Origin of the sequence: Paenibacillus wulumuqiensis (genome assembly GCF_000971965.1) — a bacterium.
Classification (GTDB): Bacteria; Bacillota; Bacilli; order Paenibacillales; family Paenibacillaceae; genus Saccharibacillus; species Saccharibacillus wulumuqiensis.
Genome location: NZ_LAQP01000004.1, coordinates 605,869 through 622,588, shown reverse-complemented (window position 1 = coordinate 622,588; position 16,720 = coordinate 605,869). Strand labels below are relative to the sequence as shown.

14 protein-coding genes are annotated in these 16,720 nt (G+C 50.6%); 5 read left to right on the top strand and 9 right to left on the bottom strand.

All coding sequences use genetic code 11. The features are described from left to right. Positions 1 to 21: 21 nt before the first annotated feature. On the top strand, positions 22 to 1,137 hold the full coding sequence (locus WH45_RS14815) for a DUF4179 domain-containing protein (RefSeq protein WP_046215129.1): 1,116 nt from the start codon (positions 22 to 24) through the stop codon (positions 1,135 to 1,137). A gap of 59 nt (positions 1,138 to 1,196) precedes the next feature. Here WH45_RS14815 and WH45_RS14810 read toward each other — a convergent pair whose 3' ends face one another. Both WH45_RS14810 and WH45_RS14805 read right to left on the bottom strand, forming a co-directional pair. Next, positions 1,197 to 2,141 (bottom strand): diacylglycerol kinase catalytic domain-containing protein, encoded by a 945-nt coding sequence (locus WH45_RS14810; protein ID WP_046215128.1) that lies wholly within the window; start codon positions 2,139 to 2,141, stop codon positions 1,197 to 1,199. Further along, positions 2,138 to 3,199 (bottom strand): SPFH domain-containing protein, encoded by a 1,062-nt coding sequence (locus tag WH45_RS14805; protein ID WP_046215127.1) that lies wholly within the window; start codon positions 3,197 to 3,199, stop codon positions 2,138 to 2,140. The genes WH45_RS14810 and WH45_RS14805 overlap by 4 nt, the downstream gene beginning before the upstream one ends. A gap of 370 nt (positions 3,200 to 3,569) precedes the next feature. On the opposite strand from WH45_RS14805, the gene WH45_RS14800 reads away from it, so the two are divergent. From WH45_RS14800 to WH45_RS14790, 3 genes are all read left to right on the top strand, one after another. After that, positions 3,570 to 4,433: an AraC family transcriptional regulator gene (locus tag WH45_RS14800; protein ID WP_082096810.1), complete on the top strand. Its 864-nt coding sequence runs from the start codon at positions 3,570 to 3,572 to the stop codon at positions 4,431 to 4,433. A 293-nt stretch (positions 4,434 to 4,726) separates the two neighbouring features. Further along, positions 4,727 to 5,110 (top strand): VOC family protein, encoded by a 384-nt coding sequence (locus WH45_RS14795; RefSeq protein WP_046215125.1) that lies wholly within the window; start codon positions 4,727 to 4,729, stop codon positions 5,108 to 5,110. A gap of 470 nt (positions 5,111 to 5,580) precedes the next feature. After that, positions 5,581 to 6,000, top strand: a complete 420-nt coding sequence (locus tag WH45_RS14790) for a hypothetical protein (protein WP_052723795.1) — start codon at positions 5,581 to 5,583, stop codon at positions 5,998 to 6,000. 226 nt (positions 6,001 to 6,226) lie between these two features. Here WH45_RS14790 and WH45_RS14785 read toward each other — a convergent pair whose 3' ends face one another. The 5 genes from WH45_RS14785 to WH45_RS14765 all read right to left on the bottom strand — a co-directional run bounded on the left by WH45_RS14785 (position 6,227) and on the right by WH45_RS14765 (position 12,397). Beyond that, entirely contained in the window at positions 6,227 to 7,975 is a 1,749-nt protein-coding gene (locus WH45_RS14785) for an extracellular solute-binding protein (RefSeq protein ID WP_235338378.1), read from the bottom strand. Positions 7,976 to 8,032: 57 nt separating this feature from the next. Beyond that, entirely contained in the window at positions 8,033 to 8,944 is a 912-nt protein-coding gene (locus tag WH45_RS14780) for a carbohydrate ABC transporter permease (protein ID WP_082096808.1), read from the bottom strand. 107 nt (positions 8,945 to 9,051) lie between these two features. Continuing rightward, the gene (locus tag WH45_RS14775; RefSeq protein ID WP_046215123.1) at positions 9,052 to 9,990 is read right to left on the bottom strand and encodes an ABC transporter permease subunit; all 939 of its coding nucleotides are present in this window, start codon (positions 9,988 to 9,990) and stop codon (positions 9,052 to 9,054) included. Positions 9,991 to 10,602: 612 nt separating this feature from the next. After that, a complete protein-coding gene (dat, locus tag WH45_RS14770) occupies positions 10,603 to 11,469 on the bottom strand; it encodes a D-amino-acid transaminase (RefSeq protein ID WP_052723794.1) in 867 nt (288 codons plus the stop codon). 169 nt (positions 11,470 to 11,638) lie between these two features. Continuing rightward, positions 11,639 to 12,397, bottom strand: a complete 759-nt coding sequence (locus WH45_RS14765; RefSeq protein ID WP_046215122.1) for an SDR family oxidoreductase — start codon at positions 12,395 to 12,397, stop codon at positions 11,639 to 11,641. Between the two features lie 218 nt (positions 12,398 to 12,615). Here WH45_RS14765 and WH45_RS14760 point away from each other — a divergent pair, with 218 nt between their 5' ends. Continuing rightward, positions 12,616 to 13,221 (top strand): TetR/AcrR family transcriptional regulator, encoded by a 606-nt coding sequence (locus tag WH45_RS14760; protein ID WP_046215121.1) that lies wholly within the window; start codon positions 12,616 to 12,618, stop codon positions 13,219 to 13,221. Here the strand turns inward: WH45_RS14760 and WH45_RS14755 are convergent. Both WH45_RS14755 and WH45_RS14750 read right to left on the bottom strand, forming a co-directional pair. Then, positions 13,182 to 15,077: a cache domain-containing sensor histidine kinase gene (locus WH45_RS14755; RefSeq protein WP_046215120.1), complete on the bottom strand. Its 1,896-nt coding sequence runs from the start codon at positions 15,075 to 15,077 to the stop codon at positions 13,182 to 13,184. The two genes, WH45_RS14760 and WH45_RS14755, sit on opposite strands and share 40 nt — an antisense overlap. Continuing rightward, the gene (locus WH45_RS14750; RefSeq protein ID WP_046215119.1) at positions 15,074 to 16,720 is read right to left on the bottom strand and encodes a response regulator transcription factor; all 1,647 of its coding nucleotides are present in this window, start codon (positions 16,718 to 16,720) and stop codon (positions 15,074 to 15,076) included. The genes WH45_RS14755 and WH45_RS14750 overlap by 4 nt, the downstream gene beginning before the upstream one ends.

Here is a 16,720-nt window from a genome sequence, read left to right as displayed (position 1 = left end):
ACGAACAGGAGGACTGGTAGCATGACTGACCATGACAAACGAATATTGCCAGCGGAGACTGATGCCATGCGTATAACACAGCCTTCTGTTCAACCGCCGCTGGCTGCTGCCACTGATTCTCTGCCCGTACAGCAGGCCGAGCCCGCAGCGACCGAGCCTGTAGTACGCCAGAAATGGTGGGATGCCCGGCTGCTGGTCGTCGTGATCGCGACAGCGATCGTCATGCTGATTCTGCTGACGACGACATGGCTGAGACCTGTACCGGATGATCTTCAGGCCAATGCGGCAAGCTGGGGAGAACTGGAGCCTTTCCGGGTCTATCAGACCGATGATGTGCATAATCAGAGCCTGGTCTCTGCCATGGATCATAATTATATTCAGATGGTGAACAAAACGGCCGAACAGGAAGGCTACAAACTGACCATCAATGCGGTAACCGCAGACGAGAATCGGCTGATCATCCTCTATACGGCAGAGACCAACGACAGCCGTCAGATTCCTCATGTCAGCAGTGTCAAGCTGCTTAATATTGCCACCGGCAAGCCGATCAATGCTTCCCGGGTACGCATGAATGGCACCAATGGCGAAGAGAACCGGCAGCAGTACTTTGGCACAGCGACGATGCGGCTGGATCATCGCCAGAATTTCCCGAGAGAAATCGCAGCCCAGTTCCGGATTATGTCTATCACGCCGGATTCGGCAGCAGAACCGGGTCGAATCCGTTATTCCCCTACATTATTGGTGCATTTCTCGCTTGCTCCCCAATTCCGCACTCAGGAAACCGAGATTATTTACCCAAATCAGGCGATTGACTGGAATAATCATACTGTGTGGCTAACCCGGGTTGAATTGTCTCCGCTGGAGATGCGGGTGCGTTTTACTGCCGATTCGAATATGGATAAGGAATATGCCAAGCCCGACCGAGTATGGCTTAGTCCACGAGGCGTTATTTCCGAAAAAGACGGCCAGACGATTACCCTTCAGCCGCTGGGCAGCCGGGTCGTGAGCCATGACCCGTATACATTTGAACATGTGTATTACAGTAATCTGCTGGATGATCCGGACTCACTGGAGGTTGTCGTCAAACCGCTGGGAACGTCTGCCTATGCTGATACACAGATTATCCGGATCAAATAATTCGCAATTTATCCACTACTGCCTGTTCCGTGCATACACCAAACACAGCAAAAAGCGCATCAGATAACAAGATGCGCTTTTTGCTGTGCCACGCTGATCGTTGCTTCGATACCGGAATTGAACTCCAGATAATCACTTTCCACTCCATCGCTGAAAATCACCCCGTTCTCCGGCATCTGGGACACGATTCGAAGCGGCTGATTGCTGTCAATCCGGCCAAATACCAGCTCGGCCGCCGTGGTCCGGCTCGGAAAAGGCTCGCGTACACTGTAATACAGATACGGAGCATCCCAGGCAAAAGAAGAATCACGACTGCTCAGCTGCACCTCCTGCTGACTCGCCTGTCTCACAATGCCGGCTGCACCGGCCATCACGCTCTTGAACCAACCGGTCGAACCCATACCCGTCGAGACGATAATACCGCTGGAAGACTGTTGTTCCTGCTGCTCCCCGACCCGAATCTCATAGCGTGCCGAGACATGGGTTCGCCGTCCGATAAACAGATCATTCACACCGGTCAGCGACTGTCCATCATTCAGCTCGGCTCTCGCCAGCCTCACCTCCTGTACCTGCCGTTGACGGCGGAACACTTCCGGGATCACCTTGCCAAGGTCCCCAACGGTAAAAGGCAGCAGTACACCATCCCAGCGCTGCGGGTCCGGGTTCACTCCAATCAGCGGCTGATTTGTTACATACTTCATCGTATTAGCGACCAGCCCATCCTGTCCCAATACCACTACAATATCCTCTGGTCCAAAAATAAAGCTGGGCACATGCTCACGGTCCAGGCGCTGCACCCGGCCAAGCGGCTGAAGCTCGGCTACTGCCTGCTCCAGCGCCTGATGATACATGCGATCCTCCTGTACATAATCGCCAAAGTCCGCTCCCAGCCGCTCGATATAGAACTGTGCCTGCTGAATGGTATTGTAACGAACGATCAGTTCCTGCAGCCGGGTGCGGCGCTGCACGAGAATAATTGTATTCTCCGTGATCCGTTGATTCATCTGGTTCGTCCTCCCCGCTCGGCTCCTGTATGGGCGTAATTCGTACCGGGATCACCCAGCAGTCCCTGCAGCAAATCCGGTGTAATATTGAGCTGGCCGATCCGGCCTGCATTTTCCGCCAATCCCTGAAATGCTGCTGCGATCAGCTGATCCGGCTTCATGCTCAGATTGGCCATCGCCTGCAGTACGCTTGGCTGCACATCCTGCAGCGCCTTCATCACTGCCGACATTTCATAAGCGCGGGCATCGGCCCGGGCTTTGTTATTGGCGATGCTCAGTTCGATCAACGCCTGCTTTTGTTCTTCCAGTCCGGTATCAAACTGCAGCTGCTCCTGTTCCATTTCATTCTGCTTGATTTTCATGGAACGTTCGGCTTCCAGCTGGGTCTCCCGAATCTGCCGCTTCTTGGTCTCCACGGCAATCTCGGTGTTCAGCTCATTCTCGCGCACCCGCCGTTCCTGCTCGATTGACGCATTACGGCGTTCGTACAGCGCATCATCGGCATCCTGCAGAATCTGCTCCCGTGTCTGGGCTTCCAGTGCCCGCATCGTTTCCTTGTTCGGCAGAATAGCGAGTACGGACAATCCCATAATCTCGATCCCCAGCTTTTGCAGTTCTTCGCTAGACTGCATCTCGGTTGTAATATTTTGAACCAGGTATTCACTGGACTGAATAGCTTCGCGCAGTGGCATCTGCTCCAGCCGCTTTTTCATCAGAACTTTGACGATATGAATCACCCGCTGGGACAGCTTGCCCGGATCATCGGAGATGTATTTATTTTTCTTGAGACTATACGTATAGTTCAGAATCCGGGTCGTCTGTCGATAATCGGTGATCCGGTAAGTCAGCTGACCCTGAACAGTCACCATCTGGTAATCACGGGTAATCTCCTCGAACATAAACGGAACATCGATCGAAGACACCGGTGCGACAACAACCGAAGTCGTGGGTTCATAGTAATAAAAGGATAACCCGACTCCTTCTCTGACAATCTTGCCGTTTTTGATTTTCATGACATACTCACTGGGTTGGAATTTGGCGAAACGCAGTCCGAACATGGTATATCCTTCCTTTCTTTTTTACAAATATTGTGTTCGACATATGTTAATAACATTTTGTTAATATGTTGATAGGAATAAGAATAGCACGAAGTTTAGTTATAATCAATATGATAATAACTAATTATTTATTTATGGAAATGCTTCGGATGGATAAGAGATGCTGGGAGTAATTCAATCGAGATTGAATTGAAAAGGATGCCAATATGCTTGTTTGCGATGGTATACTGAGGACAAAGAAAGAGAAGAAGGAAATGATCCTGCAATGCACTTCTCTTCCATCCGAATACTTTGAACCTATTGAGTTGATAGCTATCGATATCTATTTCTTTTTTTCGGTAAAAGCAAAATAATTACAGAAAGGAGTAGGATGATGACGCTTTTGCAACCGCTTCAGCCTCCGGAGATTCAGCATGGGCTGCTGCACCCGGGCTACTGTTATCAGGAATATAGGCCTGCTCTGCCGCTGCGGCAGGTGGTTGCCTGTTATTGGAACTCCTATGCGGCTCCGGGAAATGCTTCTATAGAGCATCGCGTTATTCCTGATGGCTGCATTGATATTATCTTTGATCTGATGGCGGGACAGGTGACGGGAAGTGCTTTTATCTCCCAGCTGATGTGCAGATATGAGATGATGTCCGTTGGTCAGCCGATGCACTGTTTTGGGGTGCGGATGTATGCGGGTGAGGCAGCGCGGATTTTGGGTCTTCCGGCAGGCTCACTGTACGGCTGCGAAGTCACGCTGCAGAATCTATATGGTTCGGCAGCAGATGCCATTACCGAGCAGATAATCTGCGCGGAGAATGTGACAGCCCGCATCTCTCTGCTTGACCACTGGTTATGCAGAAAATGGGAGCAGCAGGATACAGCGCCTCCTTCCCTGTTCACCGCAGCGCTGCAGTATATCCAGAGTGAGCGCGGGAATATCACACTGTCCGGGCTGGCCGACGAGCTTCATTACAGTGAACGTACGATCCGGCGGCTTTTCCAGCAGCAGCTGGGCATTTCTCCCAAGGAAATCGCAGGCATTATCCGTTTCCAGTCCATGCTGCACAGTTGGCAGCTGCAGTCTGCTCATCCTGATAGTATGTCACGACACCGGTTCAGCGATCTGGCGGCGGCTCATGGGTATTATGATCAGTCTCATCTGAATCGTGCGTTCAAGCAGTATTATGGACTCGCACCCGGTCAGGTTATACAATCGTCAGGTGATCGTGCGGAAATTTTGGAATAATCTAACTGGATTTGGCTGCCAACTACTGGTTGCCAGATCCTTTTCACGGGTTACGGGTTACGGGTTACGGGCCATTATGGCCGTTTTTTACAATCTATTTGCAATACATATGATTATGCTAAAAGAGACTCTTCCTGCTCATCTGTTCCTTCAGAACACAACAGCCACTTGTGAAGCCCAGAGCCAAAAGCTACTGATAACGGGCTGGGCCTGACTGACAGCATGCAGCACCAGGACCAGCAAAGTGATTGGGGAAGACAGATGTAGACTATGATGCCAAAGGGGATATAACGATGAAACTGTCCATGAAATATGTGATCCTGTATGTAAATGATTTTGAGCAATCGATGCGTTTTTACCGGGATATTCTTGGTCTGCCAGTTAAAATGGAAGCCGGCACCTACGTGGAATTTGATACCGGAGCCACCACACTTTCGATCAATACACGCGAATCCGTCAATGAACTGCTGGATCTTGGATTGACGGCGGATGTGCCGGCGGCCAGTTCGTTTGAGGTAGGGTTTGTGGTCGAGGATGTGGCTGCAGTGATTGAGGATCTGCGCAGTCAGGATGTTCCGGTGATCCGTGAACCGGTGACCAAGCCGTGGGGACAGACGGTCGCCTACGTGACCGATCCCGACGGGCATTTTATCGAAATCTGCACGGCTGTCGGCTGAGCAATAATTCTTGCCTGATTAAGCGTATGGAAGACTGCTGCCATAGTACTGGGGCCTCTCGCAGCAGTACTTATGCTTGCCTGCACTCTGCCAATTAATACTAGTGTATCTATCTCTCGCCTATCGGATATCCGGTAGGCTATTTTTTGGGTCTACAAGAGCTGGTAATTAATTCCTGATTCGTTTTTGCGTATTTGTGTATATTAACAATGAGATGGGAACCCAATTGCTTACTTATTCTCAGCAATTTGGTAAGATAGGTATACTGCATATATTCCATTGTCATGTTAAATTGGTAAATTTAGTTATATAAGCCTATGGAACTAAAATATATGAGTCTTTACACATAATTTATATTGCTATGCCCTTACTTAGATAGTATTATAGACCTATGAACACATAGACCTAGTTACCGTGCCATTATCCAATAATTATTCAAATATAATCAATCATGAGAAGAGGTGATCCGTATGACTTTGATGGTAGATTATTGCCCGCGCTGCGGTAATGTTTATCAGAAAAATTTTCGTAAAATGTGCAACGGATGCAGTAATGAGCTGGATTCGACAATGAAACGGTGTATGGATCATCTCTGGAGATACCCGAACAGCACTACCCAGGAATTAAGCCAGGCAGCCAATGTAGAGATCAATGAACTGTACCAGTTTATCAAAGAAGGCAAGTTCTCTTTCACTTATCCGAAGCTCACTTTCCCTTGCGAATGCTGCCGTCAACCGATCCGTCAGGGACGAATATGCAGCAGCTGTACCGGTTCATTCAAGGAAGCATTCCCGGTACCTGCTATAAGCACACCAGCTGCACGCACTTCCGGTACACGTACAAGTCACAAGACACTATTCACGTCCAGAGGAACAACCAGACGTCGGTGAACAGATAACCGGTTACGAAGATTCAGGATAGATAGACATGAATGCTTCGCACGCTTACAAATCATATATGATCAGCAGGTAATAACGGATAAATGCAACTTACTATTTGTAATTATAAAAGGACCAGCACCTCCTCGGAGGATACTGGCCCTTTTTTTCATACAGGGTTACCCTTGGTATGTGCTTTTTTGAACCGACCCTGTCATTCATGAACCTGATGAAAAGGTTACTGCTTCACGCCTGCGGTTTGCAGTGCTTTGCTGTATTCGGTCGTCAGGAACTGGGTCAGCTGATCGGCTCCGGCCGCCTTGAAAGCTGCGATCGCCTCCTGCTTGTTGGCGGTAAAATCTTCATCTGATTTGGACAGGATCATCGTTGCTGCTGTACGTGCAGCCAGTTCCTTGAGCTGGGTCTCCAGCTTGAGCAGATCATCATTCAGTACCGGCAGTACAACCGTATTCTCCTGAATAATCTCCTCGGCTGTCATATTTTGCAGTGGAGTATTCTCATCCTGCAGCTTGCCCTCCTGCACCAGCTTGGATACCACTTCTCCCGGATAGGACGCACCATAGTGCTTGCTGAAATCCTTTTCCAGTGTGGTGGAACTTGCGGCCATTGATTCTTCGGTAGAGAACAGATTGACCGGTGTCTTGGTCTTCGGATCGATGACACTGCCGCCAAGACCGATCAGATTCTGATCCAGCGCAATACCGGTACGTTCCCAGGCATCACCGCCATTGACTTTCATTTCAATGGTTTCCTTGGTCAGCTGCGGCTTGCCATTTTCCATATTCCAGTGGTTGCCTTCGATTCCACTGTAGAGCGTGCGGGCGCCTTCGTAGGAATGAATATAATTCAGGAACTCCATCGCTTTCTCGGGATATTTGGAGCTTTTGGAGATGGCATAGCTCTTGTCTGCCCAGCCTACCGGGCGGACACCGCCGCTCCATGCCTGCTTGCCTACCGGCAGAACCATATAGCCTTTACCGTCCTTGGCGTACTTGGCATTGAAGTCGCCCATCGCCCAGGTGGCTGGCCCAAGGATGAACTGACCAGCTGTCGCCTTGGCCATGTAATCGTTATTTTTCATCGTCAATGCATCCGGGTCCAGCAGGCCCATCCGATACGCCTGATTATAAAAGTCCATCGCTACCCAGTAGTTGGAGTTCTCGTCGGTCAGCACATTGATCAGACGATGCTCACCCATCGGTTTGGCGAACAGGTCAGAGCTGCCAATCGCACTCTGCTGGGTAATCCAGGTAAATGGAATGATATACGGCCATAGCCCCCAGTCCTGCCACATGGATACACCGTAGATTTTCTTGCCCTCTTCAGTGGCAGGATGCTTGGCGGAGATCTGCTGCAGCACATTCAGCAGGTCATCAGTGCTGTTAATGGGCGGAGTGCCGATTTCCTTGTAATAGTCCCAGCGCATAGTTGGTCCGATCGTGAGATTCGGGTAGATCGGGCTGGGATCTGCCTGGATCTGTGGCGGCAGGAAATAGAGCTTGTTCTGTCCTTCGCTCCAGTTGGACCGGCTGTAATCGACTACGGTTGGAATCGTCTGCTGGATGTCCTTGCCGTACTTGTCCAGCAGATCATCCATCGGAATAATCAGTTTGCCATCAATCAGCTGCTTGCCATACTGGGTAGGATCGGCCCGTACGATATCCGGCAGATCGCCGCCGGCGAGCAGTACATTCATTTTATTGGCATCGGCTTCAACGTATTCGATCTTCACGCCGACTTTCTTTTCGATTTCTTTGGCGATATCGCTGTCCGGGTACGTATTCCAGTTGGTTCCCGTCTCATTGACCAGCACACGCAGGGTCACGATACCGTTCTGGTCTGCGGTGCCTGCCTGGCTGGCACTGCCAGTCGTGTTCTCTGCTCCACTCGAACAAGCTGTAAGCGTTATCACAAAAGAAAGTAAAAGTGCGGCTGCCGATCTGGTTTTACCTCTTTTTCTCATCATACGACCTCCTATTATTGTTATCTTACCTGCCTGAAGACAGCTGCGCCAGCGTAAGGATCAGCCTTTGACGGCGCCCATCATGATTCCTTTGACAAAGAAACGCTGCAGCATCGGGTAGACAATGACGATCGGCAGTGTAACCAGCATCGTAATGGTCATCTGGATCGACTGCGGTGTCATCGTTCGCACTTCTGCCGAGTTGGTCAATTCGGCAGCACTCATGCTGGAAATGCTGTTGGACTGGTTGAGGAAGTTGTACAGCACCAGCTGAAGTGTCTGCAGGTTCGGATTCTCCACCAGAAAGAAATTATCAAACCAGGTGTTCCACTGCCCCAGTGCGGCAAATACGGCAATCGTTGCAATAATCGGCGTAGATAACGGAAAAATCACCCGGGTAAAGATCGTAAAGTAACCTGCACCGTCTATCTTGGCAGATTCTTCCAGCGCAGGCGGCAGCTGCTCGATAAACGTCTTGATCAGAATAATATTGAATCCGCTGATCGCGCTTGGCAGCACGTATAACAGAAAGTTATTTTGCAGACCATAAGCTTTCATCGTCAGATACCAGGGAATAAATCCGGCGTTAAAATACATCGTGATCAGCACGAAACGATAGATCAGCTTGCGCATAGGCATCTCCCGCTTGGTGATCAGATAGGCAAAAAACGAGCAGCAGACTACCGTCAGCAGGGTACCGATAATCGTACGCAGTACCGAGACCAGCGCTGCTTCCTGCAGACCGTTCAGCTGCAGCGTCGCCCGGTAGCTCTCCAGCGAGAATCCGGCTGGCCACAGAAACACACCGCTCTGTGCCTGAAATGAATCACTGATCGAATAGATGAAAATATAATAAAACGGGTAAATCGTAATAATCAGCAGGATCGTAAGCAGCGTATAATTCACTGCGTTGAAGGCCATATCCGGCCAATTGATGGGTTTGCGGGTACGCATCCTGGCAGTCTTTTCCATAGCTGTTCCTTCCTTTCCGGCTCTAATAGAGTACTTCCACGTATACTGCATGCCGTTCATGAATGACAGTGTACGTGGCAGAATCAGCGGTAGAGTGACAACGGCTGTTAGATAATACTCTCGCCTCTGACCCTTTTGGACAGGCTGTTGATCATGAAGAGCAGGATGATGCTGATGACGGACTTGAACATGCCGACAGCCGTCGAATACGGATAGTCATTCGTTACGAGACCCAGGCGGTACACGTACAGGTCGAGCACTTCAATTTTGTCGGCAACCATAATATTGTTGAACACCAGATACTGTTCGAATCCGGCAGACAGCAGATTGCTTACAGCGAGCAGCAGCAGCACGATAAAGGTAGGCATAATGTTCGGTATTGTGATATGCACAATACTGTGGAACCGTCCGGCGCCGTCAATTTTGGCGGCATCATACTGTTCTCCATCGATGCCGACGATCGCTGCCAGATAGATGATTGCATTCCAGCCGATCGTTTTCCAGATCAGCAGCAGGGTCTGGACGAGCCAGACATGTTCGGGATTACCGAGTACATTGAGCGGTGTATCGCTCAGTCCGAGCCGGGCGATGATCGTATTGATCGCCCCTTCCGAGCTGAACATGCTGAAGGCCAGCGAGAAGACGATAATCCAGCTGATATAGTTGGGCAGTGTGGTCGTCGTCTGAATGAGCCTTTTGAAAAAGCCATTGCGTACTTCCGAGATCATGATCGCCAGTACCAGCGGCAGCGGGGCAGCCAGGATCGACAGCAGGCTCAGCGCCAGTGTATTGATCATAACCCTCAGCATATCCCGGTCATGCAGCATCTCGCGAAAATGCTCCATCCCGACAAAATCCGTCTGGCTGAGCGGAATCCCCGGCCTGTAATCGAAAAAAGCATACGCCCAGCCGAACAGCGGCACATAACTGAAAGCGATTACAAAAACAATGAACGGTAGGGTCATCAGCAATAATTTGATTCCGTCTGCATGAATCTTCCGCTTCTTCGTTTGCGCAACTTCTCCCTTTTTATACGTAATCTCCACAGCGGAACCTCCTTTGTTCTTCTTGCCACGGACCTCGGCAGGTCGTGATCGGACTTGATTGTGAGTCGGTTGTCATGTCCTTATATTAATATGCAAGGGGAGGGCGCTAAATGAACAATCTGTAAAAAAAGCTGAACAATCTACAGATGACGGGCTGAATCGGCTGGGGAGTTGAACGATCTACAGATATGGTTGAACAAAAGACGCTGATTATATTGTAGAAACTGATGTGGATGGGCAGCAGCTACTGCCCAAAGGAATTCGGCCACGTCCTCCGGTGGAGCCTGGAAATCATGAACAGGTTGGACAAGATGGTGATTTCCAGGCTCCAAGGTCGTCCTTTGACCGAATTTCCTTTGCTCCGCTATGTGCGGGGATGCTTATTATGCAGTTAAAGACGTACGTCATTTTGAGCTATTTCACCATACTGCGGAGCAGCTAATGGGGATATAAAAAAGCACCCTTTATGTTCATTAGCTTAACCGGATAGATAGCTAATGAGCATATGAAGGGTGCTTTTCAGCAGTTGGTTGTTCATTTGGCAGATTAATGGCTTAGTGGTCTACTTATTTTCCTGTTATCGTTAAGATTGATCTTGAAACTTTCTTGCGATCAAGTGCGAGAAGCCGGAGTTGTACCGGCGATCAGGGCGTGTACCTGTTTGAGGTAGGCTTCCTGCAGGCGGCGGGTGATCGGGCCGGGAATGCCGGTACCGACCGGTTGGCCGTCGATGGTGATGATTGGAGCAGCTTCCATCGTGGTGCTGGTAATCATCGCTTCGTCGGCTGCCATCAGTTCTTCACGGGTGAACCGGCGCTCCACGTACGGGATCTCCAGATCGACGGCGATGCGTTCGATGACTTTTTTGGTGATGCCACTCAGGATCAGCGGGCCGTCGGGATGGGTATAGATCGTGCCATCCTTGACGATCAGCAGATTGGATGAGCTGCCCTCGGTCACCGTATTGTCCGCACGGATCAGGATGGCTTCAGTCGCGCCGGCTTCGGCGGCTTCCTGCTTGGCGAGCGTATTGGGCAGCAGATTCAGCGATTTGATATTGCAGCGCAGCCAGCGTACGTCTTCACAGGTGATCGTCGCGATGCCGTTCTCGATCGCATCGACCGGACGAGCCAGCGGTTCGCAGTAGCCGAGCATGACTGCCTGGCTGCTGGCCGGAAAGGCGTGTGCTCTCTTTGCTTCACCGCGGGTGAGCTGCAGATAGAGCATGCCGTCCTGTGCGCCGAACGTCTCTGTCAGCTGATCCATCTGGGCAGATAGTTCCTCCCGGCTCCAGGGGATCCGAATTTTGATCTCGGCCAGACTGTTATACAGACGATCCAGATGAGCTTCCTTTTCAAACAAATGTCCTTCGTAGATACGGAATACCTCATAGATTCCATCACCGAAATAATAACCACGGTCCCGGTAGGAGACCTGTACGTCTTCTTCGTTAACGAGCTTGCCATTCCAGAGCAGCATAATCCAACCTCCCATGAGCATATGTGACAGAGCAGCTATACAGAGCCTGTCGGTCCTGTATGCATCTTACCATGCCCCAAATGGAAGAGTAAATCCGGCTGCCGCCTTGCAGAACTGGTTCACCTTACAAATCGGCGGTGCGCTATGCAGGACCTAGAGCGTATGCTAATCAGTAAGCGCTCCAGCCGCCATCGGCTACAAGCACCGTTCCGTTGATAAAGCTGGCATCGTCTGAAGCGAGGAACAGTGCTGCAGCAGCGACTTCTTCGGGTTCGCCGAGTTTGGGATTCAGTCCCATGCCCAGCATGGCTTTCTGCTGACCAAAGGCATTCGGTTCGGTCATACTGGCACTGATATTGGTCTTGACCGCTCCCGGAGCGATGGCATTGCAGCGAATGCCAAGCGTCGCATACTGGAAGCCTACATTGCGCGTGAATCCGACTACTGCATGCTTGGAAGCAGTATATGCCGCTCCTGCACGGGAGCCGTTAAGTCCACCGTTGGAAGCGATATTGATGATGACGCCGCTGCCTTTTTCCTTGAAGATCGGCAGTACTTTGCGGGTAGCCCGCATCACACTGGTCGTATTGATATCGAATATGCGTGCCCACAGTTCATCGGTCAGATCTTCTGCCGGAACAAAGTTATCCATGATCCCGGCATTATTGACCAGAATATCGACTGTTCCATATGTGCTGACTGCCGTATCGATCATGTTCTGGATATCCTGCTCCTGGGTCACATCGACTTTGAGTGCAATGGCAGTACCTCCCGCCGCCTCGATCTCATCTACGGTGAGCTGGGCGGTATCCTGGCGCAGATCGGATACGATCACTTTGGCACCTTCCCTGGCAAATAACAATGCGGATGACCTGCCCATGCCTGAGGCAGCCCCTGTAATAACAGCAACTTTATTTTCCAGTCTCATAATGGTTCCCTCCACAGTCGTTTTGGATTGATACTAGTAGATTGACATAAATGAACAAATGTTGACTAAACAACATCCTTATGAATATGATACAAACACATCGGTACAGTCTCAATCAGTAAAAAGACGCTTTCCTGTCGGATAAGCAACAGATCAGCGCCATTTTGTTGACTGTACTATTTTTGGTGAATGAATAGTTTTGAAAGGAGACTATCATTATGGATCGCCGCATACGCAAAACCAAGCAGGCTTTTCATCAGGCACTGCTGCAGCTGCTGGAACAGAAAGATTTTCGCGCCATTACGATCACGGATATTGTCGCAGCTGCAGACGTGAACCGGGGCACCTTTTACAAGCATTATATATACAAAGAAGATCTGCTGGATGAGCTGATCGAATACGTACTGGAGGATCTGACCGATTCCTATATGGAACCTTACGGGGAAAACGACTTTCTGGACGTAAGTGAACTGGTGTCTTCGGCGATTACGATCTTCGATCATGTGGCTGCCCATCGCAGCTTTTACCGGCTGATTATTCATTCGCACTCGATGGCAGGCTTCCAGCAGAAAATCTGCAGCCAGCTGCAGCAGCTCTGTCTGCAGGGCATGCAGCAGATCAGCTCTTCTCCATATACAGATGCCAGGCAGCCCAGCTCCATCGATCCCGAGCTGTTCTCCAGCTATCAGGCGTATGCGATCTGGGGATTGATTATGAACTGGGCGCAGCATGAGTTTGAAGCGTCACCCGACCATATGGCCGAGCAGCTGTTGATGATTGTGAATTATTCGGCCGGGCGAGTGTCCCCGAAGCCATCCTGCTGAGAGGAATCTGTCATTTTGGGCAGTCGGATTGTCACTTCTGCACCAGCAGGCACCTGCGGCACATGAAGACCATACCCCTGTCCAAAATAAAGCTGGATACGCTTGTTGACATTATACAGTCCGACTCCGGTGCCCGTGTTGGCATCCGGCTGAGCATGGATATCCCCTTCCGCTTCTCCATAGCTCTCTCCTGCGGCCAGACGTGCATTGAGCTGTTCCCGCCGCTGCGGATCGAAGCCTGCTCCCGAGTCGATGACCGAGATCCAGAGATCCTGCCCGTCTTCATGAACCTCGATACTGATCTCGATCCCTTCTCCCTCCTGCCGGGCGAACTTGATTGAGTTCTCGACGACAGGCTGCAGAATAAAGCGGGGAATCCGGCAATTGAGCAGTTCAGGGTCCACATCGAATTCAAATCGAATCGTGCTGTTGAAGCGAAAGTTAATGATTTTGATGTAATTTTCCAGATAATTCAGCTCATCCCGCAGCGTACACATGCTGTCCTTGCTGGCAAAGACCGGACGCAGGATATTGCCAAGTGCGACCACGCTGTTCACGATATTATCCGCTTTGATCATCGAGGCCATCCAGCGGATCATATTGAGCGTATTGTACAGAAAATGCGGATTGATCTGATACTGGAGCGCTTCGATCTCCAGCTTGCGCCGATTCTCCTGAATCTCGTTATTGCGGCGCAGCAGATCGACGATACTGAGCGACATCTCGTTGAACCGTCGCATAACAGTACCGAATTCGTTATTCGGAATATCGGTAAACGTCACACCCAGATCGCCCTTGCTCACATCCCGCATCTTGTGGGCGAGCAGATGCAGCGGGCGGATCATCCGGCGCAGCGAGAAATACGAGACGCCGAAAATAACTAGAATGCTGAGCGCAAATACAAGCAGCATAATCCGCTGCACGGAAAAGATCTGCTGCGAGAACAGACCGAGCGGTACTTCGCGCATCATGTACCAGTCGCTGTCCTGCAATCGGTAGTACACAATCTGGATCGGATCACCATTTTTGACCGAATCATAGCTGCCGAATGCTGCCGTACTGCCTGCCGGAGGAAGGTAGGGACTCTGCTGCCCTACGCTATCCGGACTGCTGCCGGAAATAATCCGGCCGTCACTGTTAACAATATACATATTGCCCTCGGCCATATCGAGCGAAGCCGAATAGGTCGAAGCCAGATACTGTTCGTCCATATTGAAGATCAACGTGGCGCTTGTCTGCGGGTCGTACAGGGCGCGTACCCCGCGAATCAGGCTGATCAGCCTGCCGTCAGCCTCCCCGGTAATGTAAGGGTTATAGTACGATTCTGTCATACCGCCTTCGACCGTCAGATTGGGAAAAGACTGCTTGGCCCGTTCGTAACCCTCGGATTGGAAAAAGCTGTCCGTCCAGGCACGGTCGGAGTGTACGAGCGTCCGCGTCGCATCTCCGCCGAGCGCACCGTTCGCATCCGATATGATGTAGATCGAGTGAATATAACTGTAATTGCTGATAAAGTTGGCGATCCGTGCGTAAATGTCCTTTTTCAAATCGATATTCTCCAGCTGGGAACGGGTCTCACTACTCTGGATATAGCTCTGCACATTGTTGTCCAGCAGGAACAGCTTGGACAGCCGATCCACATCGCTGATCAGGTTATGGATATTATGATCAATCTGCTGGAACTGCTGGTACAAGAGCTTCTCGTTCTGCTCCTTGATCAATCCGAGCATGAACGTATACAGCAGATAGGTCGCCAGGGAGAACACAATAATGCTGACCGCCATGAAGAAGACGATCAGCTGGGTACCGAGATGCTGAATTTTGCCGGTCTTGCCGGAGCGCCGCCATCCTGTCATAGGCTGTGATTCGCTCCTGTCTGCCCGCCTGTGCCCGCACTGCTGAGCCACTGTCTGCGATATTCGTTCGGATTGAGTCCGGTCACCTTTTTGAATACTTTGCTGAAATACGTATATTCCGGCGAAAAACCTACCTGTACTGCAATATCGTACGACTTGAGATTGGTGCCGATGAGCAGCTCCTTGGCCCGTTCGATCCGGTAGCGATTCAGATAGTCGATAAAGGTAATCTGCAGCTCCTTTTTGAACAGATTGCTCAAATATCCAAAGCTCAGGCTCACATGATCGGCGACCTGCTGCAGGCTGATATTCTGGGCATAATGCTGCTTGATATATTGGAGCGCCCGGGCAATCTCGTTACTCATATAGAGCAGATTGCGGGAATACTCCACCACCTCGGACAGATACGCCATCACCTGATCCAGCATCTCCGGCAGCGTATCACACTGCTCCAGTTGGCCGGTAATATTGAATAGGAGCGTCTTCTCGTTCTGATGATGATCATACAGACTGGTGCTGACCCACTGGATGAACTGGAACAGCAGATGCTGGATCGATTTGCGGTCATCCTGCAGATGACTGCGCAGGATACGGATATACCCTTCATATCGTTCCTGCCGGAGCGGAGACAGCAGTTCGCGCACAGGAGCATACTGCCGAATCCTCTCCAGCTGTGTTTCTATCGGGGTCATATCCACCTGTTCGCTACGGGTATGATACAGCCCGGTACCCATCAGAAATTTGTTGCTGAGCACCTGGCAGGACTCCTGGTACAGTCCCAGTAAGTTTTTGTATGCGCTACCAATTTGACTGATACCAAAGGAAACGGAGCTGTTAAAGTAGGTGCGAATCACTTCCTGCACCCGCTGAAGCATCATTGCAATCTGCTGACGGATCGCCTGCTCGGACAATATATCCTCAAAGCTGAGCAGCAGCAGATAATGCGTCTCATCGACATAGAATCCCTCCCCCCTTTTAAAGGAAGTCGTAATCTCATTCAGAATGTTCAGCAGCGTCATCTTGATCAGATGTCCATGCTCATCGCGGAATTTCTGCTTGAGCCGTGAATAGTTATCCACTTCAATCGTACAGGCCACGATCCGCACCGGCGAGAGGCGCATGCCGCTTTGCAGGGTGAATCGTTCGAATTCGTCGGCTGAGTAAATTCCGTATAGCAGGAAGTCCTTGAGAAACTTTTCTTTGACCAGTTCCATATTGGCCGGCAGCATCGACCCGGCTGCTCGGTCACTAACCGCACTCTGCTGCTCGCTCCATTCGCGCTGAATGCCGGACAATACGCTCTCAATCTCCTCTTCGGTCATCGTCAATTTGAGAATGTAACCGGATACACCAAGCGACATGGCCCGGCGTGCCAGTTCGAATTCTTCTAGGCAGGACAGCACGACAATCCGTGTCTGTTTGTCCTCTTCCCTGATCCGGGCAATCAGCTCCATACCATCCATCCGGGGCATGCGTATATCCGTAATAATCAGGTCAGGCTTCTCCTGCGTATATGTCTCCCATGCGCTCTGTCCATCCGGCAGGTCCGCAATCACTTTCATATTGAATTTATTCCAGTCAACCGAATTTTTGAGTCCGATCCGCACCAGCATCTCATCCTCTACAATCATCACTGTATACAT

What these genes read in the sequence shown, in the direction of transcription:
- WH45_RS14790 (WP_052723795.1), top strand. Translation starts at nt 5,581, where the DNA reads ATGACTTTGATGGTAGATTATTGCCCGCGCTGCGGTAATGTTTATCAG.
- WH45_RS14805 (WP_046215127.1), bottom strand. Translation starts at nt 3,199, where the DNA reads ATGTTCGGACTGCGTTTCGCCAAATTCCAACCCAGTGAGTATGTCATG.
- WH45_RS14765 (WP_046215122.1), bottom strand. Translation starts at nt 12,397, where the DNA reads ATGAGACTGGAAAATAAAGTTGCTGTTATTACAGGGGCTGCCTCAGGC.
- WH45_RS14800 (WP_082096810.1), top strand. Translation starts at nt 3,570, where the DNA reads ATGATGACGCTTTTGCAACCGCTTCAGCCTCCGGAGATTCAGCATGGG.
- WH45_RS14750 (WP_046215119.1), bottom strand. Translation starts at nt 16,720, where the DNA reads ATGTATACAGTGATGATTGTAGAGGATGAGATGCTGGTGCGGATCGGA.
- WH45_RS14795 (WP_046215125.1), top strand. Translation starts at nt 4,727, where the DNA reads ATGAAACTGTCCATGAAATATGTGATCCTGTATGTAAATGATTTTGAG.
- WH45_RS14785 (WP_235338378.1), bottom strand. Translation starts at nt 7,975, where the DNA reads ATGATGAGAAAAAGAGGTAAAACCAGATCGGCAGCCGCACTTTTACTT.
- WH45_RS14780 (WP_082096808.1), bottom strand. Translation starts at nt 8,944, where the DNA reads ATGGAAAAGACTGCCAGGATGCGTACCCGCAAACCCATCAATTGGCCG.
- WH45_RS14760 (WP_046215121.1), top strand. Translation starts at nt 12,616, where the DNA reads ATGGATCGCCGCATACGCAAAACCAAGCAGGCTTTTCATCAGGCACTG.
- dat (WP_052723794.1), bottom strand. Translation starts at nt 11,469, where the DNA reads ATGCTGCTCTGGAATGGCAAGCTCGTTAACGAAGAAGACGTACAGGTC.
- WH45_RS14755 (WP_046215120.1), bottom strand. Translation starts at nt 15,077, where the DNA reads ATGACAGGATGGCGGCGCTCCGGCAAGACCGGCAAAATTCAGCATCTC.
- WH45_RS14815 (WP_046215129.1), top strand. Translation starts at nt 22, where the DNA reads ATGACTGACCATGACAAACGAATATTGCCAGCGGAGACTGATGCCATG.
- WH45_RS14810 (WP_046215128.1), bottom strand. Translation starts at nt 2,141, where the DNA reads ATGAATCAACGGATCACGGAGAATACAATTATTCTCGTGCAGCGCCGC.